The organism is Sutcliffiella sp. FSL R7-0096, assembly GCF_038595065.1.
In the GTDB taxonomy this organism is placed as follows: domain Bacteria; phylum Bacillota; class Bacilli; order Bacillales; family Bacillaceae_I; genus Sutcliffiella_A.
The window spans coordinates 4248187-4274191 of record NZ_CP152003.1 but is presented as its reverse complement, the minus strand read 5'-3'; the positions used below and the strand labels follow the sequence as shown (position 1 = coordinate 4274191).

Sequence of the window (26005 nt, the reverse complement as noted above, 5' to 3'; positions counted from 1 at the left end):
GACTTGACAGATGTGATTAATTATAATATCTTAATATTAACAAATTTTAGATAATGATAAACTAATCAGAAGCTTTCATCCAATTAATCATGCACTGCTGGAATGAATGGGGGATTTTAGTTTTATTTTTTCTAGACAATATAAAAACATATTCTTATTAAGAGAGGTGGAGGGAATGGCCCTATGAAACCTCGGCAACAGGCTTATGAAGTACTGTGCCAATTCCATCAAGCATAAATGTGCTTGAAAGATAAGATGAGACATTCGTTTACACGGAAAATCCTTCTTATTTAGAGGGATTTTTTTATTTTTTGGCTCTGTTAAAGCATACTGTTGATTTTTGCAGCAACCTAGCTGTTGATTGGAGTAATAGGCGAAGACTCCTGAGGGAGATAGCGTTTAGGGGAGACCCCGCAGGTGTAAGCCGAGGAGGCTCCCCAAACGCCCCTAGGAAAGCGAAGCCTAGTGCTGAAATCAACAGCGGTGTTTAACAAAGCCTATTTTTAGAAAAAAGGGGAGAAGAACATGAATAAAATTTCACTAATTCTTTTAACAGGAATCTTGCTGGTAATCTTGTCAGCTTGTAACCTAAGTTCAAATGCTGCTGACAACAATAAAGTTATTGTAGGATCTTCCGGCTCAGATGCCCAGGTTTGGAACTACATATCTAAGTCTCAAGCAGCTAAAGATGCAGGCATTGAAATAGAGGTGAAGGAATTTAATGACGGTTTGCAAATCAATGAAGCTACTAATGATGGCCAGATCGACGTCAATGCTTTTCAGTCCCTATCATATTTTCAAGATTATGTGAAAAGTAAAAATGCAGATTTAGTTGCCATAGCAACAACTTATTTAGAGCCAATGGGGATTTATTCTAAAAGTTTAAAATCGGTAGATGCAATTCCGGATAATGCTGAAATTGCCATTCCGAACGACCCGGCAAACAGAGCTAGAGCACTTCGCCTTTTGCAGGATGCAGGAATCATTACATTAAAGGAAGATTTTGATTCGTTGGAACGATACTAGATATTAAAGAAAACCCGAAAAACATTAATTTCGTAACAGTTGACGGGTCCACGACGGCAAGGGTCCTTCCTGATGTTGATGCTTCCTTGATTGGAAACAGTGTTGCGCTAAATGCCGGACTTAACTCTATTGAAGATTCCATTTATCACGAACAAATCAATCAGGATACGGAAGCGAATATCAATATTCTTGTAACTCAAACAGAAAACGTAAATAATGAAAAAATTAAAAAGCTAAGCAGTATTTACCATTCGGAAGAAGTTCAGGAATTTATCAAGAAGGAATTTGGTGGGACCAAAATGCCTGTGGAGAAACCTGTGGAAGAAATCCAAGATAACCTTTAATAGTGATGTTCATGTCTACTGATATGATTAATACTAAAACCGGGCGATGGTTGCTCGGTTTTTTGTGTGGTAACCATTTCTGTTCTTCTTTTAGGTATAAAACTATTTCCCCACCTCTCCCACTTAATAAATAAACCAAATAGTGCTAAAATGAAAAAAGATTAATTTTACATAACATGCAGTACTCTGTTTTTAATTTGAAGGAGGTTTTGGCCTTGCCAAAGGTTCGGACGAAGGATCTGATTGAGAAGTTTAATTTTGAATTGATTGGTGGGGAAGAGGGCATTAATCGTCCTATTGCGACAAGTGATATTTCCCGCCCTGGTATAGAGATGGCCGGCTATTTCACCTATTACCCGGCTGAGCGGATTCAGTTACTTGGTAAGACGGAGCTGTCTTTTTTTGAAAGGCTCACGCCAAGGGAAAAAACAGCGCGGATGAGTCAGCTTTGTACAGATATCACTCCCGGTATCATCGTTTCAAGGGACATGGAGGTACCGCCTGAACTTGTGGAAGCAGCGGAAAAAGAAAGTGTTCCTCTTATGCGCTCACCGATGAAAACCACTAGGCTTTCTTCTCACCTGACTAACTACTTGGAAGGAAAGCTAGCACCGACAACGGCTGTACATGGGGTGCTTGTGGATATCTATGGAGTTGGTGTGCTCATTACAGGTAAGAGTGGGGTCGGTAAAAGTGAGACGGCGCTTGAGCTTGTAAAAAGGGGGCACCGATTGGTTGCGGATGATTGCGTGGAAATCAGACAGGAAGATACGGATACGCTTATCGGTAATTCACCGGAATTGATTGAGCACCTGCTTGAGATCAGGGGTTTAGGGATTATTAACGTCATGACGCTTTTTGGAGCAGGGGCGGTGCGCAGCTACAAGCGGATCACACTTGTTATCAATTTGGAGCTTTGGGATAAAAACAAGCAATACGATCGTGTCGGATTGGATGAGGAGAAAATGAAAATCATCGATTCGGAAGTGACAAGGCTGACGGTGCCGGTTCGTCCTGGGCGAAACTTGGCTGTTATCATTGAAGTGGCGGCGATGAACTTCCGACTCAAGCGAATGGGCATGAACGCTGCCGAGCAGTTCTCCAACCGTTTGTCCGGTGTAATCAATAGTGAAAATGAGCATGAAGACATTTAATAGATAATGGAGTGTGGGGAACATGTTGTTAGGAAACATCGAGCCGTTGAATCCGGTTATGATCAGCTGGCCGATCACGGTTTACTGGTACGGTGCCATCATCGGGACAGGGGCGCTGCTTGGTTTATGGATTGCCACAAGGGAGTCAGAAAAACGGGGGCTTAACAAAGATGTATTCGTCGATCTTGTCTTGTTTGCCATCCCGATTGCCATCCTTTGTGCACGACTGTACTATGTTATTTTCCAATGGGATCATTATTCTCAGAACCCAGGAGACATCCTGAAGATATGGGAAGGCGGACTTGCGATTCATGGAGGTCTGATTGGAGCCATCACCACTGGGGTTGTCTTTGCGAGAATCAGAGGCATTTCGTTCTGGAAGCTCGCGGACATCGGGGCCCCAAGTATCATCCTTGGACAAGCGATTGGACGCTGGGGTAACTTCATGAACCAGGAAGCCCATGGTGGTGAGGTTACGCGGGAGTTCCTGGAAGGATTGTATTTACCTGATTTTATTGTCAATCAGATGTACATAAATGGAGCTTACTATCATCCTACCTTCCTTTATGAATCGATTTGGAATTTTGTCGGCTTCGGTTTGCTTCTTTTACTCAGAAGAGTGAATCTGAGACGCGGAGAGCTATTCCTAAGCTATGTAATCTGGTATTCGATCGGTCGCTACTTTATTGAAGGCCTCCGTACGGACAGCCTGATGCTGACGGAATCCTTAAGAATTGCGCAGGTCATCTCCATCGGACTTGTCATACTTGCCATCGCGCTTATCATTGTGCGCAGAATGCTTGGCATGGCGAACAAGCGTTACTTAGATCCTGATAAAAAAGAGCGTTATATGGATTCAAAAATGAAATCAGAAACGACAAAGTAAACGAAGGCCTCCACCATACTCAGAGAAATGGATAGGCTACTTCAAAGGGGGAGGGGCATCATGTTTCAAACATTCAAACGGGGACTGAAGGTGGGCCTCATGACAACGTGGACACTGGGAAAAGTGATTTTTCCGGTCACTCTCCTAGTCGGTATCCTTCAGCATACACCTGTACTACAATATCTTATCAAAGCAATCGCGCCGATCATGGGGATCTTCGGATTGTCAGGGGAAGCAGCCATTCCACTTGTCATCGGTAATTTCCTTAACCTCTATGCAGGGATCGGGGCCATTCTTACCCTTGATTTAACCGTAAAAGAGGTCTTTATTTTAGCCGTCATGCTGTCGTTCTCCCATAATCTATTGGTGGAATCGACAGTCGCTGCAAAGGTTGGCCTGAAAATATGGGTGATCCTCTTGGTAAGATTGGGCCTTGCCTTTTTCTCGGGGATCATCATCAACCTTGCCTGGAAGGGCGGGGGCGAGCTTGCCCAATATGGGATGGTAGCAAAATCTGAGGAGGCTGTAACTGGCTTTTTCCCTATACTGCTTGATGCCACCCAGCGCGGATTGATGGGAATCTTGCAATTGGCGATCATCGTGATCCCGTTGATGATTCTTGTGCAGTATATGAAGGAACTGGGCTGGTTGGCTGTATTCTCCAAATGGATGGCACCATTCACAAGGATGCTTGGCATGAAGGAAAACACCTCCACTACCATGGCTGCGGGTCTATTGATCGGTCTTGCGTATGGAGCGGGTGTTATGATTCAAGCGGTAAAAGAGGATAATGTAAGTAAGAAGGACCTGACACTGGCATTCATCTTCCTTGTTGCCTGCCATGCAGTGGTGGAGGACACCCTGATCTTCATCCCACTTGGAATTCCAGTTTGGCCACTACTGATGATAAGAATCGTCACAGCCATCCTGCTTACGATCGCAGTGGCCTTCATTTGGAAGCGAATTGAACTTGAGAAAAGAAAGGAAGCATCCTATGACCATTAACACGCTGCTCTTTGACTTAGATGGAACACTTATTGATACGAATGACCTGATAATCGAATCGTTTCTTCATACGCTAAACCACTATTATCCGGAACAATATGGCCGTGAAGACATCCTTACTTTTTTAGGACCTCCACTTTACGATACCTTCGTAAAAATGGATGAAACCCGGGTGGACGAAATGATCACACATTACCGTGACTTCAATATGACCAACCATGACACGTTAGTAAAAGAATTTGACGGCGTATATGAAACGGTGAAGGCTCTTCATGAGAAGGGGTTGAAGCTTGGAATCGTCACGACTAAAATGCGTCAGACCGTGGTGATGGGCTTGAAGCTGACCGGGCTTGATCAGTTCTTTGACGTAGTCGTTTGCCTAGACGATGTCACCAATGCGAAACCGGATCCGGAACCAGTCCAACTTGCCCTCCAGCAGCTTGGGTCCACACCGGACGAAGCCATCATGGTGGGAGACAATTATCATGATATACTGGCAGGGAAAAATGCCGGCACCAAAACGGCAGCGGTAAGCTGGACCATCAAGGGAGTCGATTATCTGCAATCCTATGAGCCGGATTACATGCTGACACATATGAAGGACCTGCTGCCACTTGTAGGAGTGAACACGGGTGAGTAGACGGACAACTCGCTATCCGGTGGAAGGCGCTAATTCGCTTTGGCATGTCTACAAGACGGTCCCTTTTCTGAAGGTTGTTAAGAATTTTGCGGTCATTCAGCTTGCCAGGTACACCCCGTTCCTCGGCATGAAAAACTGGCTGTACCGCACCTTCTTGCGCATGAAGGTTGGGGACCAGACATCCTTCGCCCTGATGGTGATGCTTGATGTCATGTTCCCGGAAAAAATAAGTGTCGGCCGCAATACGGTCATCGGCTACAACACGACCATCCTCGCCCACGAATATCTGGTGAAGGAATACCGCCTCGGAGCCGTGGAGATCGGGAGCGAAGTCATGATCGGCGCCAACACGACCATCCTGCCAGGCGTCATCATCGGCGACGGCGCAATCATCTCCGCCGGCACCCTCGTACATAAAGATGTCCCAGAAGGCGCCTTCGTCGGAGGCAACCCCATGCGTGTCATCTATAGTAAAGAAGAGATGCAGGAGCGGATGAAGTTTTAGACGAGAAAATACCGGCTGAACTGAGGATGAAGCCCTTATGAGAGAATGTTCGAGCTGGAGAGGTCCTCTAGGAGGAATGAAGACAATCTCAGAGTGAAAACGGGTTCAAGATTGTCATCATAAGTGTGATGAAGACAATCTCAGAGTGAAAACGGGTTCAAGATTGTCATTATAAGGCGTATGAAGACAATCTCACAGTGAAATTCGGTTCGAGATTGTCATCACAAGGTGAATAAAGACAATCTCACAGAGAAATTCGGTTCGAGATTGTCATCATAAGGTGAATAAAGACAATCTCACAGTGAAATTCGGTTCGAGATTGTCATCATAAGCGGTAGGAAGACAATCTCTCGGAGTAAAATTCGTCTCAGGATTGTTCAAGATTGTCACCATAACCAAATATAAAGACAATCTCAGATCGCCCTTCTTGTCAAAGAAGTCTTCACAATAATTCAATCACCACTTCCAATACAACAAGCACTTTGTCTCCAAGGATAAAGTGCCTTTTTTTACCCAAAATAGAGAAGACCACAACACAAACCACTAACACTTGACCAAAAAGCTTCATTTTGTTAGTATGTTACCATATTAGCGAACTAAAGGATTTCAGATTATTATAAAAGGTGGGTATCCACATGTCAAAACTATTCATGTTCGAAAAACCACTAGGAATGCGGGATACGCTTCCTTCCTTATATGAAGCAAAGCAGAACGTCAAAAACACAATGACAGCGGAGATTAGCCAATGGGGCTATCAATTCATGGAAACACCGACACTTGAATACTACGAAACAGTGGGTGAAGCGTCCGCGATCCTAGATCAGCAACTTTTTAAGCTACTAGATCAGCAAGGACATACACTTGTCTTAAGACCTGACATGACGGCACCGATTGCAAGGGTTGCGGCGTCCAGGCTCGTGAATGATGGTTATCCGCAACGGCTTGCCTACTCTGCCAATGTGTTCCGTGCCCAGCAAAATGAAGCGGGAAGACCAGCGGAGTTTGAGCAGATCGGTGTCGAGTGCATTGGCGACCGCTCCATCAGTGCAGATGCCGAGATGATTGCGTTGCTTGTCGCCCTGTTGAAAAAAGCTGGACTTTCCACGTTCACTGTCGCAATCGGACATATCGGCTTCTTACAAGAAATTTTTCTCGATGTGGTCGGAAACGAAGAGCGAGCGGCAACGTTAAGAAGATACTTATATGAAAAAAACTACGTGGGATACCGCGAGCATGTGAAAAGCCTGTCGTTATCCTCTATTGATAAAAAACGCCTTTTAAACCTGTTAACGTTAAGAGGGGATTCCACTAACATCGAGCTTGCTAAAGAAGTGCTTGATGGGGATGCTGGCAAAAAGGCCATCCAGGAACTCGAACAGCTTTGGACGATGCTTGAGGCATATGGGGTCACCGATTCCGTCAAGCTCGATCTGAACATTGTCAGTCATATGAGTTATTACACCGGGATTGTTTTTGAAGCATATGCCGGGAACATCGGTTTCCCTATCGGAAATGGTGGGCGTTACGATAAGCTATTTGAAAAATTCAACCGGGAAAAATCGGCGACAGGGTTTGGCATTCATCTTGACAGGCTCCTTGAAGCGAAAAATATCCAAAAGGTCGAAGCGGATATCCATGGGGTCCTGTTCAGCCAGGAAAGAAGAGCAGAAGCCATTGCTTTTGCCAACGAGAAAAGACAGGACGGGGAAAAGGTGGTTCTTCAGGATATCGCCGGCGTGGAAAATGTGGATGCATGCACTGCGTCTTTTAGCGATGTGACCTTTTTCCTTGGAAAAGCCAGAAAGGAGAGCGAATCATGAGCGTACTGACCATTGCGATGCCAAAGGGGAGAATTTTTAAAGAAGCGGCACAGTTGCTGGTGAAAGCGGGATACCGTATTCCTCCCGATTTGGAGGACTCTAGAAAACTGATCATTGATGTACCGGACGAAAACATGCGCTTTATTTTAGCGAAGCCGATGGATGTGACGACATATGTGGAGCATGGTGTGGCAGATGTCGGGATTGCCGGCAAGGACGTGATGTTGGAAGAGGAACGGGACGTTTATGAAGTGCTCGACCTAAAAATAAGTGACTGCTATCTCGCGGTTGCCGGGCTTCCTGGAACGGAAATGAAAGATGTAGCACCAAAAATCGCCACAAAGTATCCTGGCATTGCATCTAGCTACTACCGGGAGCAGGGGGAACAGGTGGAAATCGTCAAATTGAATGGATCCATCGAACTTGCGCCACTCATCGGTTTGTCTGACAGAATTGTGGATATTGTATCCACAGGCCGGACCTTGAAGGAGAATGGTCTCGTGGAATTCGAGCGGATTGTGGATATCACATCCCGTTTGATTGTGAACCCTGTGAGTTATCGGTTGAAAGATAAACAGATTGATGAACTTGTGGATAGATTAGCTGAGGTAGTCGGGGAGGTGTAACACGATGAAGATAAAGAGAGTAAAAGAATCGGTGTCATTACGCCGGTCGATTGACCAGGGAACGGCAGAGCAGCGGATAGCTGTTCTTCAAGTAATTCAAGCGGTTAAAGAGAAGGGTGACAGGGCGCTTTACGAATACACAGAAAAATGGGATGGTGCCAAACTGTCCACATTAAAGGTGACAAAAGGGGAGATAAAGGAAGCTTATCAACAAATTCCCCCACAGGTTATCAACATAATCCACAACGCAGTGGAAAATATCCGTGATTTTCACCAAAAACAGGTAAAACAGTCGTGGTTATCCACAAAATCTGATGGTACGATACTAGGACAGCAGGTGACAGCACTTGATGCTATTGGTGTCTATGTGCCGGGCGGGAAAGCAGCTTACCCATCTTCCGTGTTGATGAATGTCATTCCGGCACAGGTTGCAGGAGTGGAACGAATTGCGATGGTAAGTCCACCTTCCGGAGATGGCACATTGCCTGCTGGAGTACTTGTCGCGGCAGATATTCTAGGTGTGGATGAAATCTACAAAGTCGGCGGTGCACAGGCGGTCGCAGCGCTTGCCTATGGTACGGAAAGCCTCCAGCCTGTGGATAAAATCGTCGGTCCGGGGAATATTTTTGTTGCCCTTGCGAAAAAGGAAGTGTATGGACTTGTGGATATCGACAGCATCGCCGGGCCTAGTGAAATAGTGGTGTTGGCTGATGATACGGCAAGGCCAAATGAAATTGCAGCAGACTTATTGTCCCAAGCGGAGCATGATGAGCGGGCTTCCAGCGTTCTTGTGACCACTTCTTCAACACTTGCCGAAAAAGTCGTTCAGGAAGTGGAGCAACAGCTGTCCACCCTGCCACGCGAGGCAATTGCGAGAGCTTCTATTGAGGCGTACGGCACCATTTATGTTACAGAAACCATGGAAGAAGCCATCCGTGTCGTGAATGAGCTCGCACCAGAGCATTTAGAAGTGATGACAGCTGAGGCGATGAATCTTCTGCCCTTTATCAAGCATGCAGGAGCTATTTTCTTAGGAAGATATAGCTCGGAGCCTGTTGGGGATTATTTTGCCGGACCGAACCATGTGTTGCCGACAAACGGTACAGCACGCTTTTCCAGTGGATTATCTGTGGATGAATTTGTGAAAAAATCCAGTGTGATTATGTATAGTGAACAGGCATTGAAGGATAATGTGGATAAAATTGCAGCGTTTGCACGTTTAGAGGGCTTAGAAGCACATGCCCGTGCGGTGGAATCGCGATTTACTAACAGGTCTAATTAACACCGCTGTTGGTTTCCGCTGAAGTCTTCACCTTCTGCTTCAACCAACAGCTATAAAGTCGCTTACTCATCGACACTGCCAGCACATTAAAGTTACTAAGCAAAAGTGAGGAGACGTTGTGATGACACGTACAGCCAGTTTAGAGAGAAATACGAAAGAGACGCAGATACAGCTTGCTTTTACGATAGATGGAGAAGGAACGGCAAAGCTTGAGACGCCTGTTCCGTTTATGACACATATGCTGGACCTTTTCACGAAGCACGGCCAGTTCAACCTGGACCTGCAGGCAAATGGGGATGTGGATATCGATGATCACCACACAACGGAGGATATCGGGATCTGCCTTGGCCAGGCGTTAAAAGATGCACTTGGGGATAAAGTGGGGATAAAACGATATGGAAATGCGTTTGTGCCAATGGATGAGGCGCTTGCACAGGTGGTTGTGGACCTCAGCAATCGTCCTCACCTTGAGATAAGAGCGGAATTCCCAAGCCAGAAGGTCGGCACTTTTGACACTGAGCTTGTGCACGAATTTTTATGGAAGCTTGCCTTGGAGGCGCGAATGAACCTTCATGTGATTGTGCACTACGGAACGAACACGCATCACATCATTGAAGCGATATTCAAGGCGCTTGGTCGCGCACTGGATGAAGCAACGACAATCGATCCGCGCGTTAAAGGAGTACCATCGACGAAGGGAATGTTGTAGAAGATGATCGGCATCATTGATTACGGAATGGGGAATTTATATAGCGTCTCCAAGGCGCTCGAGCGGATGGATGTGGAGTATGTCATCACAAATGATAGGGATGTGTTATTTGAATCGGAAGGGCTCATCCTCCCTGGAGTTGGCTCATTCCGTGATGCCATGTCCATTTTACAGGAAACGGGTCTTGATTCTTTTATAAAAGAAGAAGCCGCCCGTGGGAAAAAGTTGCTTGGGATCTGCCTTGGCATGCAGCTGTTGTATGAGGAAAGTGAAGAGAATGGGAGAACAGAAGGTTTGTCCCTGTTAACCGGAAAGGTCGAACGCTTTCCTGGAGAAACAGCGGATGGCGTGTCATACAAGGTCCCGCATATGGGATGGAACAAGCTTGAATTTCAGCAGGCATCGTTGCTTCTGGACGGTGTGCCAGAGGACTATGTTTATTTTGTCCACTCCTATTATGTAAAGAATTTTGACACAGCTGAATTATTGGCAAGCAGTACATACGATGTGCAGGTGCCTGCGGTGGTAGGTCGTGCGAATGTATTCGGCACCCAGTTCCACCCGGAAAAAAGCAGCCATGTCGGCTTGGCGATTCTAAAGAACTTTGTAAACCTTGTGAAGGAAGAGGAGCGATAATATGAGTTTTACCATCTACCCGGCAATCGATATGCGCGGCGGAAAATGTGTGCGCCTGCTGCAAGGCGACTATAGCAAGGAAACGGTATACGGAGATTCCCCGTTTGATATGGCGAAAACGTTCGTGGAGCAAGGGGCAAAGTGGATTCATATGGTGGACCTTGACGGTGCGAAGGCTGGCTCCCCGGTGAATGACCGCTTTGTGTTGCAGGTGGCCAGTGAGTTGCCTGCAAAAGTGCAGATCGGTGGTGGCATCCGGGCGGCTGGGGACGTGGAGCACTATTTATCGAACGGAGTGGACCGTGTCATCTTGGGGAGTGCTGCGATCAAGGATCCTTCTTTTGTGCGAGAAATGCTTAAGAAGTATGGCGGTTCCCGAATTGCTATCGGCCTCGATGCCAAGGATGGCTATGTGGCAACAGAAGGCTGGGTGGAGACATCCACGGTAAAGGCGACCGTACTCGGAAAAGAACTGGCAGATGCTGGAGCGGAGATATTCATTTTTACGGATATCGCGACAGACGGTATGCTTTCAGGTCCAAATGTTGAGGCGACGGTCGAGCTTGCCCGTGTGACAGGTGCTTCCGTCATTGCCTCGGGTGGGGTAAGCGAGGTGGAAGATTTACTTGCATTGAGAGAGTTTGCAAAAGATGGCGTATCAGGTTCCATAGTTGGAAAAGCAATTTATACGGAGAAAATAAACCTTGCCCAAGCGTTGGAAGAGGTGAAATAGATGCTGACGAAACGAATCATACCTTGCTTGGATGTAAAAGAAGGGCGTGTCGTGAAAGGCGTCCAGTTTGTGGAGCTTCGTGATGCCGGCGATCCGGTGGAGCTTGCTGCATTTTACGATGAAGAAGGTGCCGACGAGTTGGTATTCCTAGATATATCCGCTTCCCATGAAGGTAGGGAAACGATGGTGGATGTGGTTGAGCAGGTGGCGGCAAAATTGGCCATTCCGTTTACGGTGGGGGGCGGTATCAACTCCATCGAAGATATGAAACGATTGTTGCGTGCCGGTGCGGATAAAGTTTCCTTGAACACGGCCGCATTGCTGAATCCTTACTTGATTCAGGCTGGATCGGATTACTTTGGTTCGCAATGCATTGTGGTCGCGATTGATGCAAAATATGACGAGAGTCTCGGCTCGTGGAGAGTCTACACACATGGCGGTCGTCGCGAAACGGACTGGGAAGTGGTGGACTGGGCACGAGAAGCGGTCAAGTTGGGAGCCGGGGAGATTTTATTGACAAGCATGGACAGCGACGGGGAGAAAAAGGGCTTCAACCTTGCGTTGACAAAAGCGGTGAGTGAAGCCGTTTCGGTTCCGGTCATTGCCTCTGGTGGTGCAGGGGAAGCATCGCATTTCCTTACGGCGTTTGAAGAAGGAGCGGCTGATGCAGCATTGGCCGCGTCCATTTTCCACTATAAAGAAACAAGTGTAAAAGAAGTGAAGAATTACTTGAAGGAGAAAGGGGTGGAGGTTCGATGATCAATCTTGAAGCGGTTAGGTTTGACGAAAAAGGACTTGTCCCGGCAATTGTGCAAGATGTTTCTAGTAAGGAAGTGTTGACACTTGCTTATATGAACGGTGAATCGCTCGTGAAAACGATAGAAACCCGGGAGACTTGGTTCTGGAGCCGGTCACGTGCAGAACTTTGGCATAAGGGAGCGACTTCCGGCAATACACAGCGAGTGGTAGAGATGCGCTATGACTGCGATCAGGATGCGGTACTTGTGTTGGTGGAGCCAAATGGACCGGCGTGTCATAAGGGAGAGTCGACCTGTTTTCATGAGGTGGTGCTGGTTGATGGGGCTAGTGCTGGTAGTGGAGCAGACGTTGAGAGGGCCGATTCTGCATCTTCCATTTTGGGGCGTTTGGAGTCTTTGATTGCCTCGCGTGCTATGGAAAAACCAGAAGGATCTTATACCACCTACCTTTTTGAAGAGGGTGTGGATAAGATTTTGAAGAAGGTTGGCGAGGAAGCGGCGGAAGTGATCATTGCCGCGAAGAATCGTGACCGCGGGGAGCTGACTTGGGAGGTTGCCGACCTATTTTTCCATGTGATGGTGCTGTTGCGAGAACAGGACGTAAATTTGGATGAGGTTTTGGCGGTTCTGGAAGAGCGTCATGCGAAAAAGCCTGGAGGAGCGGAGAAATAAAACTATAAGGTTGCACTTCCTTGGTTGCCTGCGAGCAGCTGGGGAGGTGTTTTTTATTTAATGAGAGTACTATCCCCCTTTTCAATTTATCCAAGACTCTTAAAAATCGGGAAAGGGGAACTCTCTACTTTTTTCCTGCCATAGTAAATTTCAAACAAACGTTTGTATAATCGAATATAAAAGGTCAAATGTACGAAGGGATACAGCCGTCGCAACTAAGAATTACTTTTCAAAAAGCTAGTTTGAAATAATTATGTTTTAATCCCAAAAAAGCAAAAAAACCAGACTTATACTATATGAATAAAGATTTTTCTAAACAAACGTTTGTTCAATAAATTTCAAAATCACCAATTCTAAAGGGATGCAACTGTAGGGTTCGAGATTAACTTTTGAAATAGCTATTTCAATAAAGTATTTCACTTAAAGTATAAAAGAACCCCCGATTATCAAGGCCAGAAAACAACAAACATCAAAATTTCCCACCTCCCTTTCAAAGCGGTGTTGTGTTATACTACGAACGGTAAGTAAGTTTGTATGGAGGCTATAATGGGAAAAAATCCGAATATGAAACAAGTTGCGAAGATCATCCCATTTGCGCAGAATGGCGATTATTTTTTTCAAAAGGGCATCCGCGCTTATAGAAAGCGGGATTTATATAAGGCAAGAAAATGGCTGCAGCGTGCGGAGGCGATGAAGCCGAGTGATGCATCCATTATGTGTCAACTGGCGATTGTTTTAACCGAGCTTGGCGATTATCAGCGTTCGAATGAACTTTTAGAGGAAATTATAGGAGATTTGGCTCCCGATATGCACGACTGCCATTACTTTTTGGCGAACAATTATGCGTATTTGGGATTGTTCCAGGAGGCTAGGAAGCATGCCGAGGAATATTTGACGATGGAGCCGGACGGGGAGTTCGTGGAGGATACGGAAGATTTGATAGATCTTTTGGAAATCGAGACGGACGAACCGGAGGATTATGTGGAGGGTCAGGATCACCTTATTGTCATGCAGGAAAATGCCAGAGGTTTGCTTGAGAAAGGTGAGCTTGATGAAGCGTTGGCATTACTCGAGCAAATCATTGAAGAGTATCCGCAATTCTGGTCGGCATACAATAACTTGGCATTGGCCTACTTCTACAAGGGGAATCTTTCAGAGGCGCGCGATGTGCTGGAGGAAGTGCTGGAAAAGAATCCAGGCAACCTGCATGCGCTATGCAACCTGCTTGTCTTTTTCCATTACGAGAATAATGTGAAGGAAATGAATGAGCTTGCAACCCGCCTTGAAAAGGTGACACCGATTCTAGTGGAACATCGTTATAAGCTTGGCGCGACTTTTGGGCTGATCGGACGTTACGAACTGTCCTTCAAGTGGTTGCGTTCTCTGCAGAAGAACGGTTTTCAAGGAGATGGTACGTTTTATTTCTGGCTGGCTAATGCAGCCTATCAGACGGAACGATTTACGACCGCAGAGCAGGCATGGGCGAAAGTGCTTGAGTTGAACCCTGAAAAGGCCGGCACGGAGCCATGGAACCATGTAGAAGATAAAACGGTCGAGGAAGAAGAAGCCGAACAGCTCTTCCACATCTTCCAATCGAGCTTCTCAAGTAAGACAACGGTCAAAAATGTACTTGAGCAATCCTTTGTCACATCTTCTGTACGCGAATTTGCCATGTTTGCCTTATTGAATCGTAAGGATGTACCGGTCAATGTGGTCAATGGGTATGAAATTGCAAAACTTTTAAAAAAGAAACAGGTCGATTCGACCGTAAAAGAATGGTTTGACCTTTATGCACGCGCATCGAAGGAAGCCGTTACTTTCACGAATGCACCTGCTTGGGCTGGGGCTTTTGCCTATGTCTGGAGCAAAGGGAATGGTTATGCAGTGACTCAAAAAGAGTTGGTGGAAACATATGAGGTTTCTGAAAGTACTTTAAGGAAATACATCAAAAGAGTAGAGGAATTGGTTGCTACTTTATCTTAAAGGCCGGGCCTGAGTAAAGGTTCGGTTTTTTTGCTGATTTCTTATGAGCAAATAGTTGGACGGACAACCCACCTGTTATATAGGATAGTAACTGGGAATACTTTATAAGGGTGTTCCGTAATTATATATCTAAAATCGGATGAAAATAGGGTTATCATAAAGCAGTAAAAGAGTTAAAGGAGTGGGCAACATGACAGAGGAAAAAATTTATGATGTGATCATTATTGGAGCAGGACCTGCGGGGATGACTTCTGCAGTTTACACATCCCGTGCTAATTTGAGCACGTTGATGATCGAGCGCGGAATGCCGGGTGGACAGATGGCAAACACAGAGGAAGTCGAGAACTACCCTGGCTTTGACCATATCCTTGGACCTGAGCTATCCACTAAAATGTTCGAGCATGCGAAGAAGTTTGGTGCCGAATATGCATATGGTGATGTGAAAGAAGTTATTGATGGAAAAGAATATAAAACAGTGAACGCTGGCAGTAAATCTTATAAAGGACGTACAGTAATCATAGCAAGTGGTGCCGAGTACAAAAAAATCGGTGCCCCTGGTGAGAAAGAGCTTGGCGGACGCGGAGTTTCCTACTGTGCGGTTTGTGATGGCGCGTTCTTTAAAAATAAAGAATTGGTGGTTGTTGGTGGAGGGGACTCTGCTGTGGAAGAGGGCGTGTACCTGACTCGCTTTGCATCCAAAGTGACGATAGTTCACCGTCGTGATGAGCTTCGTGCACAGAAAATCCTTCAACAGCGTGCATTTGACAACGACAAGATCGATTTCATCTGGAGCAACACCATCAAAGAAATCAACGAAAAGGACGGCAAGGTTGGCAGTGTGACGCTTGTGAGCACGAAGGATGGAGAAGAGCAGGAGTTCCAAACAGATGGTGTGTTCATCTATGTGGGAATGCTACCATTGACAAAACCATTCTTGAACCTTGGAATTACAAATGACATGGGTTATATCGAAACAAATGAGCGAATGGAAACGAAAATTCCTGGAATCTTTGCGGCTGGTGATATCCGCGAGAAAACGTTACGTCAGATTGTAACGGCAACAGGTGACGGAAGTATCGCTGCACAAAGTGCCCAACACTATGTGGAAGAGCTTGTGGAGGAGTTAAAGGCAAACACAGCAAAATAAAGCTCGGCATAGGTATGTCGAACTATAAAGGGACTTGTCGAAATGTTCCTTTAACCAAAACGTAACTGCGCCTTAACGCATCTGTAACAGCTTTGAAACAATAATCGGTTATTATATAAATAGTAATTGACCCCCTTTTATAAATATAGTGGATGACACGGGTTCCCTTTTTCCCGTGTCCTTTTTTTATGCCTTTTTTTAGGGTATGCTTAGTTTATAGTTAAGCTATGATATACTTGAAAAATAAAGCGTTTACAAATCTCTGTTCCCAACCTGGAATCGATACCTGTCAGGAATCCTTACATAGAGTTCGTTAATTTGTAGAACTTTATTGTGTCTTAATAGGTGCATTTGCTGTAAAATAAAAAATGATACACTTGGCTAGTTTTATTTTTAATGAAAAGGCTCAGTTAAACATCGCTGTTGATTTCCGCACTAGGCTTTGCTTTCCTAGGGGCGTTAGGGGAGCCTCCTCGGCTTGCGCCTGCGGGGTCTCCCCTAAAACGCTATCTCCCTCAGGGGTCTTCGCCTATTGCTCCAATCAACAGTATGCTTTAACAGAGCCAATGAAAAAGGAAATCTATAATTAGACAGCTAAGATTAAAAGGGGTTGTAACCATGCAAAGAGTAACAAATTGTGTGTTAGTGAAAGATGACCAAGTGCTACTGTTGCAAAAGCCACGTCGTGGGTGGTGGGTTGCACCTGGTGGAAAAATGGAGCACGGAGAATCGGTGAAAGATACCGTGGTGCGTGAGTATCGTGAAGAAACAGGCATCTACTTAAAAAATCCTGCCCTTAAGGGTGTTTTTACATTTGTGATAAAAGAGGGAAAGGACATCGTGTCCGAATGGATGATGTTCACCTTCCTTGCGACGGAGTATGACGGACAGAATGTGAAGGAATCAGAAGAAGGGAAAATCGAATGGCATAAGCAGGAGGATATTGCAACACTTCCAATGGCGCCAGGGGATTTTCACATACTCGATTATCTCATTAAAGGTTCTGGCATGATTTTCGGTACGTTCACTTACACGCCGGATTTCGAATTGTTGTCCTACCGTCTGGATCCAAACTGATTGGTGATTGAAAAGCCAAAGCCAGAATTAAAGGAGTGAAAACAATATGAGTACAGGTACGAGCAGTGATGTGGAATTGGTGATTATCACTGGGATGAGCGGAGCGGGGAAAACCGTCACTATCCAAAGCTTGGAGGATCTTGGCTTTTTCTGTGTCGATAATCTACCTCCGACCCTGCTTCCGAAGTTTTTGGAGCTGATGGAAGAGTCGGGCAATAAAATGAATAAAGTGGCATTGGTAATGGACCTGCGTGGACGCGAGTTTTTCGACAGCCTGTTTGAAGCGCTGGATGACATTTCGGAATTATCATGGGTAACACCGCAGATTCTATTCCTTGATGCGAAGGATTCTGTTCTTGTTAGCCGTTATAAGGAAACAAGAAGATCACATCCATTAGCAAAATCGGGCTTGCCGCTTGAAGGGATCGAGCATGAGCGTGAGCTACTGGAAGAATTGAAGGGCCGTGCCCAACTGATCTTGGATACTTCCAACCTAAAACCGCGTGAACTCAGAGAGAAAATCCTCAAACAATTTGCTACACACTCCAAACAGACTTTCAAATTGAATGTTGTTTCCTTCGGGTTCAAGTACGGACTTCCTATTGATGCAGACCTTGTTTTTGATGTACGCTTCTTGCCAAACCCTCATTATATTGATCATATGAGACCGATGACAGGACTTGACGAAGAGGTTTCCTCCTATGTATTGAAATGGACGGAAACGCAGAAGTTCATTGAAAAGCTGGGAGATTTGTTGAGCTTTATGCTTCCATATTACAAGCGGGAAGGGAAGAGCCAGCTTGTGCTTGCCATTGGATGTACGGGAGGGCAGCACCGTTCCGTGACATTGGCAGAGTATTTTGCGAAGCATTTTAAGGATGAATATGATACACTCCTTACACATCGTGATATTGAGAAACGAAAGGGTAAACACTGATGAAACGTCAAAAGGTACCCAAAATTGTCATTATCGGAGGCGGAACGGGGCTTCCTGTTCTGCTCCGAGGATTAAAGCATTATGATGTGGATATCACAGCAGTGGTAACGGTCGCCGATGATGGCGGAAGCTCTGGAAGATTGCGTGATGAGCTGCACATACCTCCACCGGGGGATGTCCGCAATGTCTTGGCGGCGTTATCGGATGTGGAACCACTAATCGAGGATTTGTTTCAGCATCGCTTTGCAACCGGAAACGGGTTATCCGGTCATTCACTGGGTAATCTGCTCCTTGCTGCCATGACTACGATTACAGGCGACTTTGTCCATGCCATTCGTGAAATGAGCAAAGTATTGAATGTCAGAGGAAAGGTTCTCCCTGCTGCAAATCAAAGCGTTGTTTTACATGCGGAGATGGTGGATGGTTCCATCGTTACAGGAGAATCGAAAATCCCCGCTCATGGGCAAAAAATCAAACGGGTATTCCTAACACCAGAGAACGTCGAGCCCTTGCAGGAATCGGTTGAGGAAATAGAGAAGGCTGATCTCATCATTGTAGGTCCTGGAAGCCTTTACACCAGCATCCTGCCAAACCTCCTTGTCCCAAAGATCGGCGAGGCGGTGTGCAACGCGCATGCCAAAAAGGTGTATATCTGCAATGTCATGACACAGGCTGGCGAAACGTTGGAATACACGGCAAGCGACCATGTCAAGGCACTTTATGACCACCTTGGCTGCAGCTTCATGGATACGATCCTGGTAAATGAGGAAGGTATTCCTGAGGAGATCGCCATGCGTTATAAAAAAGAATCGGCAACACCGGTCGTGTACGATATCGCGGCCTTGTCAAACCTTGGGCTAGAGATTGTGCATGACAAAATCATTCGCTACGAGGACGGGGTCATTCGTCATGACACCCAAAAAGTGGCAGCGCTTTTATATTCAATGATCAAAAAAGACGAATAGATAGATGCAACCGGATGCAAGGAAAATTAGACTGGGGGTGATCAACGATGTCCTACGCTTCTGAAACAAAAAAAGAACTGACCACCATAGAAACGAAAGACTGTTGCGTAAAGGCAGAGCTTGCGGCACTTATCAGGATGAACGGATCGCTGTCCTTTTCCAATCGGAAACTGATTTTGGATATCCAAACTGAAAATGCTGCGATTGCCCGCAGAATCTATACGCTGACAAAAAGGATATACGATGTGCGTGTCGAATTGCTTGTACGTAAGAAAATGAGATTGAAAAAGAATAACGTCTACATCGTACGGTATGCAGAGCAGGCCCATTATATTTTGGATGAATTGAAAATATTGAAGGACGGCTTCACATTTGTCCGTGATATTTCAGAGGAACTGATTGCCAAAAAATGTTGCAAACGCTCCTATTTGCGCGGAGCCTTTTTAGCAGGAGGCTCTGTCAACAATCCGGAGACGTCCTCTTATCATCTCGAGATTTTCTCGCTCTATCATGAACACAATGAATCTTTGTGCGAGCTCATGAATATGTTTCACTTAAACAGTAAAACGCTGGAGCGTAAGAAGGGGTATATCACGTACCTGAAAGAGGCGGAGAAGATTGCGGAATTTCTGAGTATCATTGGCGCACATCAGGCGTTGCTGAAATTCGAGGATATTAGGATTGTGCGAGACATGCGGAATTCAGTCAACCGATTGGTAAACTGTGAAACAGCCAATCTTAATAAAACAATCGGTGCAGCCATCCGGCAGGTAGAAAACATCCGTTTTATTGACAGCACGGTCGGGCTTGGGATTCTACCTGACAAGCTTCGCGAAATAGCAGAGCTGCGTGTCACCTATCAGGATGTGACCTTGAAGGAGCTTGGCGAGATGGTATCAAGTGGGACCATCAGCAAATCCGGCATTAATCACCGACTACGGAAAATAGATGAAATTGCCGATAAATTACGTGCAGGGGAATCTGTTAAATAAAGCTGTGAGGGGCCTTCGCGATTGAGGGACGGCTATCGGATCAGCCAACATAAAATTGGATAGAGGAGGAATACACATGGTACAAAAACAAGTGGATGTACGTTTGAAAACGGGCTTACAAGCACGTCCGGCTGCCCTTTTCGTACAAGAAGCAAACCGCTTCTCAAGCGAGGTTTTTCTAGAAAAAGACGGCAAGAAAGTAAATGCGAAAAGCATCATGGGCCTAATGAGCCTTGCAATCAGCTCCGGAACAACGATTACGCTAATCGCTGACGGTCACGATGAAGAGGATGCAATTGCGGCATTAACAGAATACGTTCAGCAAGAGAACTAAAAAACCGGGTCTCCCCTTGATGGGAAGCCCGGTTTTATTTTTTCTTAGTTATTATTACGGATAACTTTGTCGATTAGTCCGTATTCCAATGCGCGGTCAGCTGTCATGAAGTTGTCGCGGTCTGTGTCGCGGGAGATCACTTCAATTGGTTGACCAGTTTGCTCGGATAGGATCGTGTTCAGCTTTTCGCGTAGGAACAAGATGCGTTTTGCAGCAATCTCAATTTCCGTTGCTTGACCTTGTGCTCCACCAAGTGGTTGGTGAATCATGACTTCACTGTTAGGAAGAGCGAAACGCTTGCCTTTAGCACCAGCTGCAAGTAGGAATGCCCCCATGGAAGCAGCCATACCCACGCACATTGTGCTAACATTTGGCTTAATGAAGTTCATTGTATCGTAGATGGCCATACCAGCTGTGATGGATCCACCCGGGCTGTTGATGTAAAGGGAGATATCCTTATCAGGATCTTCCGCTGCCAAGAATAGAAGCTGAGACACAATGGAGTTTGCAACATTGTCATCAATTGCACTTCCAAGCATGATGATACGGTCTTTTAATAGACGGGAGTAAATGTCATACGCGCGTTCCCCGCGGCTCGTTTGTTCAATAACTGTAGGAATTAAGTTCATCTCACTTTTCCTCCTTGAAATTTAAGTTTTAAATTGATAAGGGTTCATATGTAAAAATGGGTAAACACCATGGTGAACCTCTATCAAATTAGTAAGTATTACTAAAACTTTATGTACTTTTATCATACATACAAGGTCAAGAATGGTCAAATAAAAACCATCGCAAATACCCCCATTTTTCCCCATGTACATAATCATATCCACTCTGGGGTGGAATTAAACTTCAAACCGTATTCTAGAGGGGGATATATGTATTTTTTATAGGGTTGCTATGAATAGACTATTGCCCGCCTCTCGACAACTGGTGTATAATTTGGTATATTAATAAAGTTCCATTTGCAGCGTGCGCTCGTAGCTCAGGGGATAGAGCGGTGGTTTCCGGTACCGCGTCATGCGGGGGTTCGAATCCCTCCGAGCGCGCCATTGATTTCTATATTGGAAAAACTTACTTTTGAAACGCAATTGATAAACGTGTTATAGTATTACTTGTAACGGACAAGGGCCGTTATCTTATATGATCTATCCACCCAGTGTCGGCACACTGGGTTTTTATTTTGTCTAAAGGCATCCCGGCTATATGGTGGAATGCCTTTTCTTTTACCCATAGTCATTTAGATTTAGGGAAAGGGAAAGTATTTTATGAGTTTTGGATCGAATAATGGACTAACGGAAAATAAACATCCCTTAACGGAAAGTAAAATTCCACTAACGGAAAATAAATCATCCCTAACGGAAAATAACTCCCCTGTAGCCTCACCCACCAGCAACTCCCAATCCCAACTTCACCCCAAAATCTCACCATTCACCATGAAAATTAAGTATGACAATCCAAACACCATAATAAAATAGAATAATTAGCAAGCACCGCTAGCAAAAAAGATCGCCCTTCGACATAGGTGGAGAAATTCCTGCCGGGGTCTGACCCCTAAAGGAAGATTTTTAAAGCTTACAAGTCCCACAAACTCATGTAGAATATAGGGAGAGACCGAAAACTGGATCGGAGAGTGGCCGGAGGAGGAATGGTAAGTATGATGAAGCAGTCCGTTGGTTTGTATCAGGAGCAGTCGTTGAGGCTTGCGATGACGCAGGAGCTGAAGCAGGCGATTACGTTGTTGCAGTATTCGACGCTTGAGATGGTTGATTTCCTGAAGGAGCAGTCACTGGAGAATCCGCTTATGGAGCTGAAAATGCCAGCTACACAAAGGGAGCTTGCCTCTTCAAGGGTGCAGCGACTTAAACCAAGGAAGATTGGAACCACCACTCTACAAACCTTTTCCATCGAAAACTTCAGCAAGCATGGAGAAACCCTCCAGCAATATATAGAACAGCAACTAGTCGACAGCCCGCTCTCACCCGAAGAGAGAAAGCTTGCAAGACGAGTCATCCAGTACATGGATCCGAATGGCTACATTCAAGAGGATCCAGCGTCCATTACGAAGCAGCTAAAGACAACAACAGAAACAATCGAAAAGCTGCTTACTCACATTAAACAACTGGAACCAGCTGGAGTGGGTGCGAGAAATCTTCAGGAATGCTTGTTGCTGCAATTAAGACGCAGGGAGCAGTCAAACCGGAACGAAATGGCAGAGGCGATACTTGAGAACGACTTCACTCTTTTTGCTGAAAAAGCGTGGAAGACGCTTGCCAAAAAGTATGCCATCAGCCTTAAACAGATACAGGGAATTCACGATGAAATTGTCCAATTGAACCCGCGTCCAGGAAATAAGTATGAAACAACAGAAAGGCCCAAGTACATCATTCCGGACCTGGTCGTCCAAAAGCATCAAAACCAATTCGTCGTATCATTGAATGAAGAAATCATTCCTCAAATAAAAATAAACAAGCAAAACGAGGCCGCACTTAAAAGTAAGAACGAACTAGAATCCTATCTACAGGAAAAGCTGCAACAATGCCATTGGATCGTCAAAAGCATGGAGCACCGCAAATACACCCTTGTAAAAGTGATGGAAGAGATCCTCCAAACTCAGCAATCTTTCTTCTTTAACGGACCCTCTTTTTTGAAACCGCTAACATTAAAAGATATTGCGACAAGGCTTGATATTCATGAGTCCACCGTGAGCCGTGCGACAAAGGAAAAATACGTGCAGACACCATACGGGATGTTCGAACTGAAATATTTTTTCAGCCAAGGGCTTACACGGCAGTATGAAGAGGAAACGTCGACAAAGCAGGTACAGCAGCTTGTCGAAGAACTGGTGAAAAATGAAAACAAACAGAGGCCTTTGTCCGATCAGCAGCTGACAAACATCTTGCAAAAGCAGTATCATATAACTATCTCGCGGAGAACGGTGGCAAAATACAGGGATCTTTTGAACATACCGAGTTCCTCCATGAGAAAAAGGTATGACTAGATAGAAAGGCAGATGCAAAAATGAACCTTCAATTTTTTACAAAGGTGGATTGCCCACTTTGTGATAAAGCAAAAACAAAGCTAAAAGAGCTGCAATCCGAATATAATTTTACAATAGAAGAATTTGATATCTATAAAGACGATGTTCTTTTGGAAAAATATCAGCTTATGATCCCGGTAGTGGAGCATGAGGGAGAAATGCTTGCTTATGGGCAAGTGAACAAAGAAGAAGTAAGAAAGCGTTTACTTAAAAAAATCCGCTAAACCCTAGTTGCATAAGGGTTTCACCTTTGTTACAATCAACTTGTAGCAAGGGTGATTTTTTTTACCGCTACTGGGACATAATATGTCATAGCGGGACGTTAAACGTCCAGAAAGCGGACGTTATTTTGTCCATCAGGTAAAATACACACTCTGAAGGGGAAGCTATAATGAAGCAGATTATTGAAGTACAAAAGAAATTGTTGCCTGATCTTCTTTCCATTATGCAGAAACGATACGAGATCCTGAGATACATAAGGTTGATGCAGCCGATTGGAAGAAGAAGCTTATCAGGTAGTCTGGGTTTGAGTGAACGTGTGCTGAGAAGCGAGGTAGATTTTCTCAAAGCACAGAACCTGATTCTTGTGAGTGTTGCCGGCATGACATTGACGAGTGAAGGGGAATTCCTTATCAAGGACCTGGAAGAGATCATGAAAGAGGTTTCCGGTTTAAAGCTGTTGGAAGCGGGAATAGAAGAAAAGTTAGGGATTACAAAAGTTGTCGTGGTTCCGGGTGACAGTGACCAATCCCCTTGGGTGAAGAAGGAACTCGGCCGTGCAAGCGTGGCAACCATGCGAGAACGATTCCATGACGACAATATCATTGCCGTAGCTGGCGGAACGACTGTTTCCTCCGTAGCGGAAATGATGACACCCGACACAAAGAATCGCAACTTGCTATTTGTCCCGGCTCGAGGCGGTCTTGGTGAAAAGGTGCAAAACCAGTCGAACTCCATCTGTGCCACCATGGCGGAGAAGGCTTCGGGCGACTACAGGCTCTTGCATATACCTGATTCACTGAGCCATGAATCCTACCAGTCGATGATTGAGGAGCCTTCAATAAAAGAAGTGATTTCCCTCATCAAAAATTCTAGTATGGTTATTCATGGAATTGGAGACGCTAAAACAATGGCAGAGCGCCGTAAAACAGCGCCGGAGAATATGCGTAAGATCGAACAGGCTAGCGCCGTGGCAGAAGCTTTCGGTTACTACTTTAATGAAGCCGGAGAAGTAGTACACAAAGTGCAGACGGTAGGAATGCAGCTCGCAGATTTGGAAAAGATACAATGTGTGATTGCAGTAGCCGGCGGTGCCTCGAAGGCAAAAGCGATTCAAGCGTATCTAAAAAAAGCTCCCCACACCATCCTCATCACGGATGAAGGAGCAGCAAAAGAGTTAATTAGGGACTAAACATCCCTTCTATAAAGGCTAAGTGAACATCAGCATGTGATTGGAGCAAAAGGCGTAGACTCCTGCGGGAGGACATGGGAGACCCCACACGCGAAAAGCCGAGGAGGCTCCCGGACCGCCCGCGGAAAGCGGAGCCTTTTGTGGAAATCAAATGCGTGTTCAGCACAGCCACCCCCCAAAAAAATTCTTAGAAAAACTAAGGAGGAACTTAACATGGCAGTAAAGATTGGTATTAACGGATTTGGACGTATTGGACGTAACGTATTCCGCGCAGCACTTAACAACTCTGAGGTAGAAGTAGTAGCAGTTAACGACTTAACTGACGCTAACATGCTTGCACACCTTTTAAAATATGACAGCGTACACGGCAAACTAGCTGCGGACGTGAAAGTAGACGGCGACAACCTAGTTGTTGACGGCAAAACAATCAAAGTAACAGCTGAGCGCGACCCAGCGAAATTATCTTGGGGTGAGCTTGGAGTAGAAGTAGTAGTGGAATCTACTGGATTCTTCACAAAGCGTGCAGACGCTGCGAAACACTTAGAAGCTGGAGCGAAGAAAGTAATCATCTCCGCACCTGCATCTGATGAAGATATCACAATCGTAATGGGTGTTAACGAAGACAAGTACGATGCAGATAACCACAACGTTATCTCTAACGCATCTTGTACGACTAACTGCTTGGCGCCATTCGCGAAAATATTGAACGACAAGTTCGGTATCAAACGTGGAATGATGACAACTGTTCACTCTTACACAAATGACCAACAAATCTTAGACTTGCCACACAAAGACTACCGTCGTGCGCGTGCAGCAGCTGAGAACATCATCCCTACAACTACTGGAGCTGCAAAAGCAGTATCTCTAGTATTACCTGAACTAAAAGGTAAATTGAATGGTGGAGCAATGCGTGTTCCAACTCCAAACGTTTCTCTAGTTGACCTTGTAGCTGAGCTTGACAAAGACGTAACGGCTGAAGAAGTAAACGCAGCGTTCCAAGCAGCGGCTGAAGGCGAATTAAAAGGAATTCTTGGTTACTCTGAAGAGCCACTAGTATCTGGTGACTACAATGGTAACCCTGAGTCTTCTACAATCGACGCATTATCCACAATGGTAATGGAAGGCAACATGGTTAAAGTAATCTCTTGGTACGACAACGAGAGCGGATACTCTCACCGTGTAGTAGACCTAGCGAAATACATCGCTGCTAAAGGACTATAATTTTCATAGCAAAAAGATATTGCTTGGATAAACCTTATCAGCATTCTATAATAAGACATGTGAAGTAGAGGGGGATTGGGGAACACACCCCTCCCTCTTTTC

General features: G+C 45.3%; 27 protein-coding genes, 1 tRNA gene and 1 riboswitch. Of the genes, 27 read left to right on the top strand and 1 reads right to left on the bottom strand.

The genetic code is table 11. From position 1 onward, the window contains the following. Window positions 1-151 precede the first annotated feature (151 nt). Window positions 152-257: riboswitch (SAM riboswitch) on the top strand. Between the two features lie 268 nt (window positions 258-525). The 22 genes from MKY77_RS21915 (at window position 526) to MKY77_RS21810 (ending at window position 20231) form a co-directional block, all read left to right on the top strand. Then, window positions 526-1026: a MetQ/NlpA family ABC transporter substrate-binding protein gene (locus MKY77_RS21915; RefSeq protein WP_339147800.1), complete on the top strand. Its 501-nt coding sequence runs from the start codon at window positions 526-528 to the stop codon at window positions 1024-1026. Next, on the top strand, window positions 1020-1370 hold the full coding sequence (locus MKY77_RS21910; RefSeq protein ID WP_339149891.1) for a MetQ/NlpA family ABC transporter substrate-binding protein: 351 nt from the start codon (window positions 1020-1022) through the stop codon (window positions 1368-1370). The genes MKY77_RS21915 and MKY77_RS21910 overlap by 7 nt, the downstream gene beginning before the upstream one ends. A gap of 215 nt (window positions 1371-1585) precedes the next feature. Continuing rightward, entirely contained in the window at window positions 1586-2524 is a 939-nt protein-coding gene (hprK, locus tag MKY77_RS21905) for an HPr(Ser) kinase/phosphatase (protein ID WP_339147799.1), read from the top strand. A 22-nt stretch (window positions 2525-2546) separates the two neighbouring features. Continuing rightward, window positions 2547-3410 (top strand): prolipoprotein diacylglyceryl transferase, encoded by an 864-nt coding sequence (gene lgt, locus MKY77_RS21900; protein ID WP_339147798.1) that lies wholly within the window; start codon window positions 2547-2549, stop codon window positions 3408-3410. 60 nt (window positions 3411-3470) lie between these two features. Further along, entirely contained in the window at window positions 3471-4415 is a 945-nt protein-coding gene (locus MKY77_RS21895; protein WP_339147797.1) for a nucleoside recognition domain-containing protein, read from the top strand. Further along, window positions 4405-5055 carry a pyrophosphatase PpaX gene (ppaX, locus tag MKY77_RS21890; protein ID WP_339147796.1) on the top strand — a complete coding sequence of 217 codons (651 nt, stop codon included), beginning with the start codon at window positions 4405-4407 and terminating at the stop codon, window positions 5053-5055. The genes MKY77_RS21895 and ppaX overlap by 11 nt, the downstream gene beginning before the upstream one ends. Then, a complete protein-coding gene (locus MKY77_RS21885; RefSeq protein ID WP_339147795.1) occupies window positions 5048-5560 on the top strand; it encodes an acyltransferase in 513 nt (170 codons plus the stop codon). Before ppaX ends, MKY77_RS21885 begins: the two co-directional genes overlap by 8 nt. Window positions 5561-6195: 635 nt before the next feature. Next, window positions 6196-7380 carry an ATP phosphoribosyltransferase regulatory subunit gene (locus MKY77_RS21880; protein ID WP_339147794.1) on the top strand — a complete coding sequence of 395 codons (1185 nt, stop codon included), beginning with the start codon at window positions 6196-6198 and terminating at the stop codon, window positions 7378-7380. Next, on the top strand, window positions 7374-8006 hold the full coding sequence (gene hisG / locus MKY77_RS21875; protein ID WP_339149890.1) for an ATP phosphoribosyltransferase: 633 nt from the start codon (window positions 7374-7376) through the stop codon (window positions 8004-8006). The genes MKY77_RS21880 and hisG overlap by 7 nt, the downstream gene beginning before the upstream one ends. A gap of 4 nt (window positions 8007-8010) precedes the next feature. Beyond that, window positions 8011-9288, top strand: a complete 1278-nt coding sequence (gene hisD, locus MKY77_RS21870; protein ID WP_339147793.1) for a histidinol dehydrogenase — start codon at window positions 8011-8013, stop codon at window positions 9286-9288. 121 nt (window positions 9289-9409) lie between these two features. Further along, complete coding sequence (gene hisB / locus MKY77_RS21865; protein WP_339147792.1) at window positions 9410-9997, top strand: imidazoleglycerol-phosphate dehydratase HisB; 588 nt, start codon at window positions 9410-9412, stop codon at window positions 9995-9997. Window positions 9998-10000: 3 nt separating this feature from the next. After that, window positions 10001-10633 carry an imidazole glycerol phosphate synthase subunit HisH gene (gene hisH, locus MKY77_RS21860; RefSeq protein ID WP_339147791.1) on the top strand — a complete coding sequence of 211 codons (633 nt, stop codon included), beginning with the start codon at window positions 10001-10003 and terminating at the stop codon, window positions 10631-10633. A gap of 1 nt (window position 10634) precedes the next feature. After that, on the top strand, window positions 10635-11366 hold the full coding sequence (hisA, locus tag MKY77_RS21855) for a 1-(5-phosphoribosyl)-5-[(5-phosphoribosylamino)methylideneamino]imidazole-4-carboxamide isomerase (RefSeq protein ID WP_339147790.1): 732 nt from the start codon (window positions 10635-10637) through the stop codon (window positions 11364-11366). After that, the gene (gene hisF / locus MKY77_RS21850) at window positions 11367-12125 is read left to right on the top strand and encodes an imidazole glycerol phosphate synthase subunit HisF (RefSeq protein WP_339147789.1); all 759 of its coding nucleotides are present in this window, start codon (window positions 11367-11369) and stop codon (window positions 12123-12125) included. Then, window positions 12122-12796, top strand: coding sequence for a bifunctional phosphoribosyl-AMP cyclohydrolase/phosphoribosyl-ATP diphosphatase HisIE (gene hisIE, locus MKY77_RS21845; RefSeq protein ID WP_339147788.1), 675 nt, complete (start codon window positions 12122-12124; stop codon window positions 12794-12796). Before hisF ends, hisIE begins: the two co-directional genes overlap by 4 nt. Window positions 12797-13342: 546 nt before the next feature. Next, window positions 13343-14779 (top strand): tetratricopeptide repeat protein, encoded by a 1437-nt coding sequence (locus MKY77_RS21840; RefSeq protein ID WP_339147787.1) that lies wholly within the window; start codon window positions 13343-13345, stop codon window positions 14777-14779. A 190-nt stretch (window positions 14780-14969) separates the two neighbouring features. Next, window positions 14970-15926 carry a thioredoxin-disulfide reductase gene (trxB, locus tag MKY77_RS21835; RefSeq protein WP_339147786.1) on the top strand — a complete coding sequence of 319 codons (957 nt, stop codon included), beginning with the start codon at window positions 14970-14972 and terminating at the stop codon, window positions 15924-15926. A 618-nt stretch (window positions 15927-16544) separates the two neighbouring features. Then, window positions 16545-17003: an 8-oxo-dGTP diphosphatase gene (locus tag MKY77_RS21830; protein ID WP_339147785.1), complete on the top strand. Its 459-nt coding sequence runs from the start codon at window positions 16545-16547 to the stop codon at window positions 17001-17003. Window positions 17004-17049: 46 nt separating this feature from the next. Continuing rightward, window positions 17050-17940 (top strand): RNase adapter RapZ, encoded by an 891-nt coding sequence (rapZ, locus tag MKY77_RS21825; protein ID WP_339147784.1) that lies wholly within the window; start codon window positions 17050-17052, stop codon window positions 17938-17940. Beyond that, entirely contained in the window at window positions 17940-18905 is a 966-nt protein-coding gene (locus MKY77_RS21820; RefSeq protein ID WP_339147783.1) for a YvcK family protein, read from the top strand. Before rapZ ends, MKY77_RS21820 begins: the two co-directional genes overlap by 1 nt. A 47-nt stretch (window positions 18906-18952) precedes the next feature. Beyond that, on the top strand, window positions 18953-19897 hold the full coding sequence (whiA, locus tag MKY77_RS21815; RefSeq protein ID WP_237663072.1) for a DNA-binding protein WhiA: 945 nt from the start codon (window positions 18953-18955) through the stop codon (window positions 19895-19897). Window positions 19898-19973: 76 nt separating this feature from the next. Beyond that, on the top strand, window positions 19974-20231 hold the full coding sequence (locus MKY77_RS21810) for an HPr family phosphocarrier protein (RefSeq protein WP_063559560.1): 258 nt from the start codon (window positions 19974-19976) through the stop codon (window positions 20229-20231). 44 nt (window positions 20232-20275) lie between these two features. Here the strand turns inward: MKY77_RS21810 and clpP are convergent, their stop codons facing one another. Continuing rightward, window positions 20276-20860, bottom strand: coding sequence for an ATP-dependent Clp endopeptidase proteolytic subunit ClpP (gene clpP, locus MKY77_RS21805; RefSeq protein WP_060665404.1), 585 nt, complete (start codon window positions 20858-20860; stop codon window positions 20276-20278). 345 nt (window positions 20861-21205) lie between these two features. On the opposite strand from clpP, the gene MKY77_RS21800 reads away from it, so the two are divergent. The 5 genes from MKY77_RS21800 to gap all read left to right on the top strand — a co-directional run bounded on the left by MKY77_RS21800 (window position 21206) and on the right by gap (window position 25903). Further along, window positions 21206-21283: transfer RNA gene (locus tag MKY77_RS21800), tRNA-Arg, on the top strand. 605 nt (window positions 21284-21888) lie between these two features. Continuing rightward, window positions 21889-23232, top strand: a complete 1344-nt coding sequence (gene rpoN, locus MKY77_RS21795; RefSeq protein ID WP_339147782.1) for an RNA polymerase factor sigma-54 — start codon at window positions 21889-21891, stop codon at window positions 23230-23232. Window positions 23233-23252: 20 nt separating this feature from the next. Continuing rightward, window positions 23253-23495, top strand: coding sequence for a glutaredoxin family protein (locus MKY77_RS21790; RefSeq protein WP_339147781.1), 243 nt, complete (start codon window positions 23253-23255; stop codon window positions 23493-23495). Window positions 23496-23662: 167 nt separating this feature from the next. Continuing rightward, window positions 23663-24682: a sugar-binding domain-containing protein gene (locus MKY77_RS21785; protein ID WP_339147780.1), complete on the top strand. Its 1020-nt coding sequence runs from the start codon at window positions 23663-23665 to the stop codon at window positions 24680-24682. Window positions 24683-24895: 213 nt separating this feature from the next. Then, complete coding sequence (gene gap / locus MKY77_RS21780) at window positions 24896-25903, top strand: type I glyceraldehyde-3-phosphate dehydrogenase (RefSeq protein ID WP_339147779.1); 1008 nt, start codon at window positions 24896-24898, stop codon at window positions 25901-25903. Window positions 25904-26005: the final 102 nt, after the last annotated feature.

Excerpts from the sequence above, each read along its gene's own strand:
- MKY77_RS21915 (WP_339147800.1), top strand. The coding sequence starts at position 526 with ATGAATAAAATTTCACTAATTCTTTTAACAGGAATCTTGCTGGTAATC.
- lgt (WP_339147798.1), top strand. The coding sequence starts at position 2,547 with ATGTTGTTAGGAAACATCGAGCCGTTGAATCCGGTTATGATCAGCTGG.
- MKY77_RS21895 (WP_339147797.1), top strand. The coding sequence starts at position 3,471 with ATGTTTCAAACATTCAAACGGGGACTGAAGGTGGGCCTCATGACAACG.
- ppaX (WP_339147796.1), top strand. The coding sequence starts at position 4,405 with ATGACCATTAACACGCTGCTCTTTGACTTAGATGGAACACTTATTGAT.
- MKY77_RS21880 (WP_339147794.1), top strand. The coding sequence starts at position 6,196 with ATGTCAAAACTATTCATGTTCGAAAAACCACTAGGAATGCGGGATACG.
- hisD (WP_339147793.1), top strand. The coding sequence starts at position 8,011 with ATGAAGATAAAGAGAGTAAAAGAATCGGTGTCATTACGCCGGTCGATT.
- hisB (WP_339147792.1), top strand. The coding sequence starts at position 9,410 with ATGACACGTACAGCCAGTTTAGAGAGAAATACGAAAGAGACGCAGATA.
- hisH (WP_339147791.1), top strand. The coding sequence starts at position 10,001 with ATGATCGGCATCATTGATTACGGAATGGGGAATTTATATAGCGTCTCC.
- hisA (WP_339147790.1), top strand. The coding sequence starts at position 10,635 with ATGAGTTTTACCATCTACCCGGCAATCGATATGCGCGGCGGAAAATGT.
- hisF (WP_339147789.1), top strand. The coding sequence starts at position 11,367 with ATGCTGACGAAACGAATCATACCTTGCTTGGATGTAAAAGAAGGGCGT.
- hisIE (WP_339147788.1), top strand. The coding sequence starts at position 12,122 with ATGATCAATCTTGAAGCGGTTAGGTTTGACGAAAAAGGACTTGTCCCG.
- MKY77_RS21840 (WP_339147787.1), top strand. The coding sequence starts at position 13,343 with ATGGGAAAAAATCCGAATATGAAACAAGTTGCGAAGATCATCCCATTT.
- trxB (WP_339147786.1), top strand. The coding sequence starts at position 14,970 with ATGACAGAGGAAAAAATTTATGATGTGATCATTATTGGAGCAGGACCT.
- MKY77_RS21830 (WP_339147785.1), top strand. The coding sequence starts at position 16,545 with ATGCAAAGAGTAACAAATTGTGTGTTAGTGAAAGATGACCAAGTGCTA.
- rapZ (WP_339147784.1), top strand. The coding sequence starts at position 17,050 with ATGAGTACAGGTACGAGCAGTGATGTGGAATTGGTGATTATCACTGGG.
- MKY77_RS21820 (WP_339147783.1), top strand. The coding sequence starts at position 17,940 with ATGAAACGTCAAAAGGTACCCAAAATTGTCATTATCGGAGGCGGAACG.
- whiA (WP_237663072.1), top strand. The coding sequence starts at position 18,953 with ATGTCCTACGCTTCTGAAACAAAAAAAGAACTGACCACCATAGAAACG.
- MKY77_RS21810 (WP_063559560.1), top strand. The coding sequence starts at position 19,974 with ATGGTACAAAAACAAGTGGATGTACGTTTGAAAACGGGCTTACAAGCA.
- clpP (WP_060665404.1), bottom strand. The coding sequence starts at position 20,860 with ATGAACTTAATTCCTACAGTTATTGAACAAACGAGCCGCGGGGAACGC.
- rpoN (WP_339147782.1), top strand. The coding sequence starts at position 21,889 with ATGATGAAGCAGTCCGTTGGTTTGTATCAGGAGCAGTCGTTGAGGCTT.
- MKY77_RS21790 (WP_339147781.1), top strand. The coding sequence starts at position 23,253 with ATGAACCTTCAATTTTTTACAAAGGTGGATTGCCCACTTTGTGATAAA.
- MKY77_RS21785 (WP_339147780.1), top strand. The coding sequence starts at position 23,663 with ATGAAGCAGATTATTGAAGTACAAAAGAAATTGTTGCCTGATCTTCTT.
- gap (WP_339147779.1), top strand. The coding sequence starts at position 24,896 with ATGGCAGTAAAGATTGGTATTAACGGATTTGGACGTATTGGACGTAAC.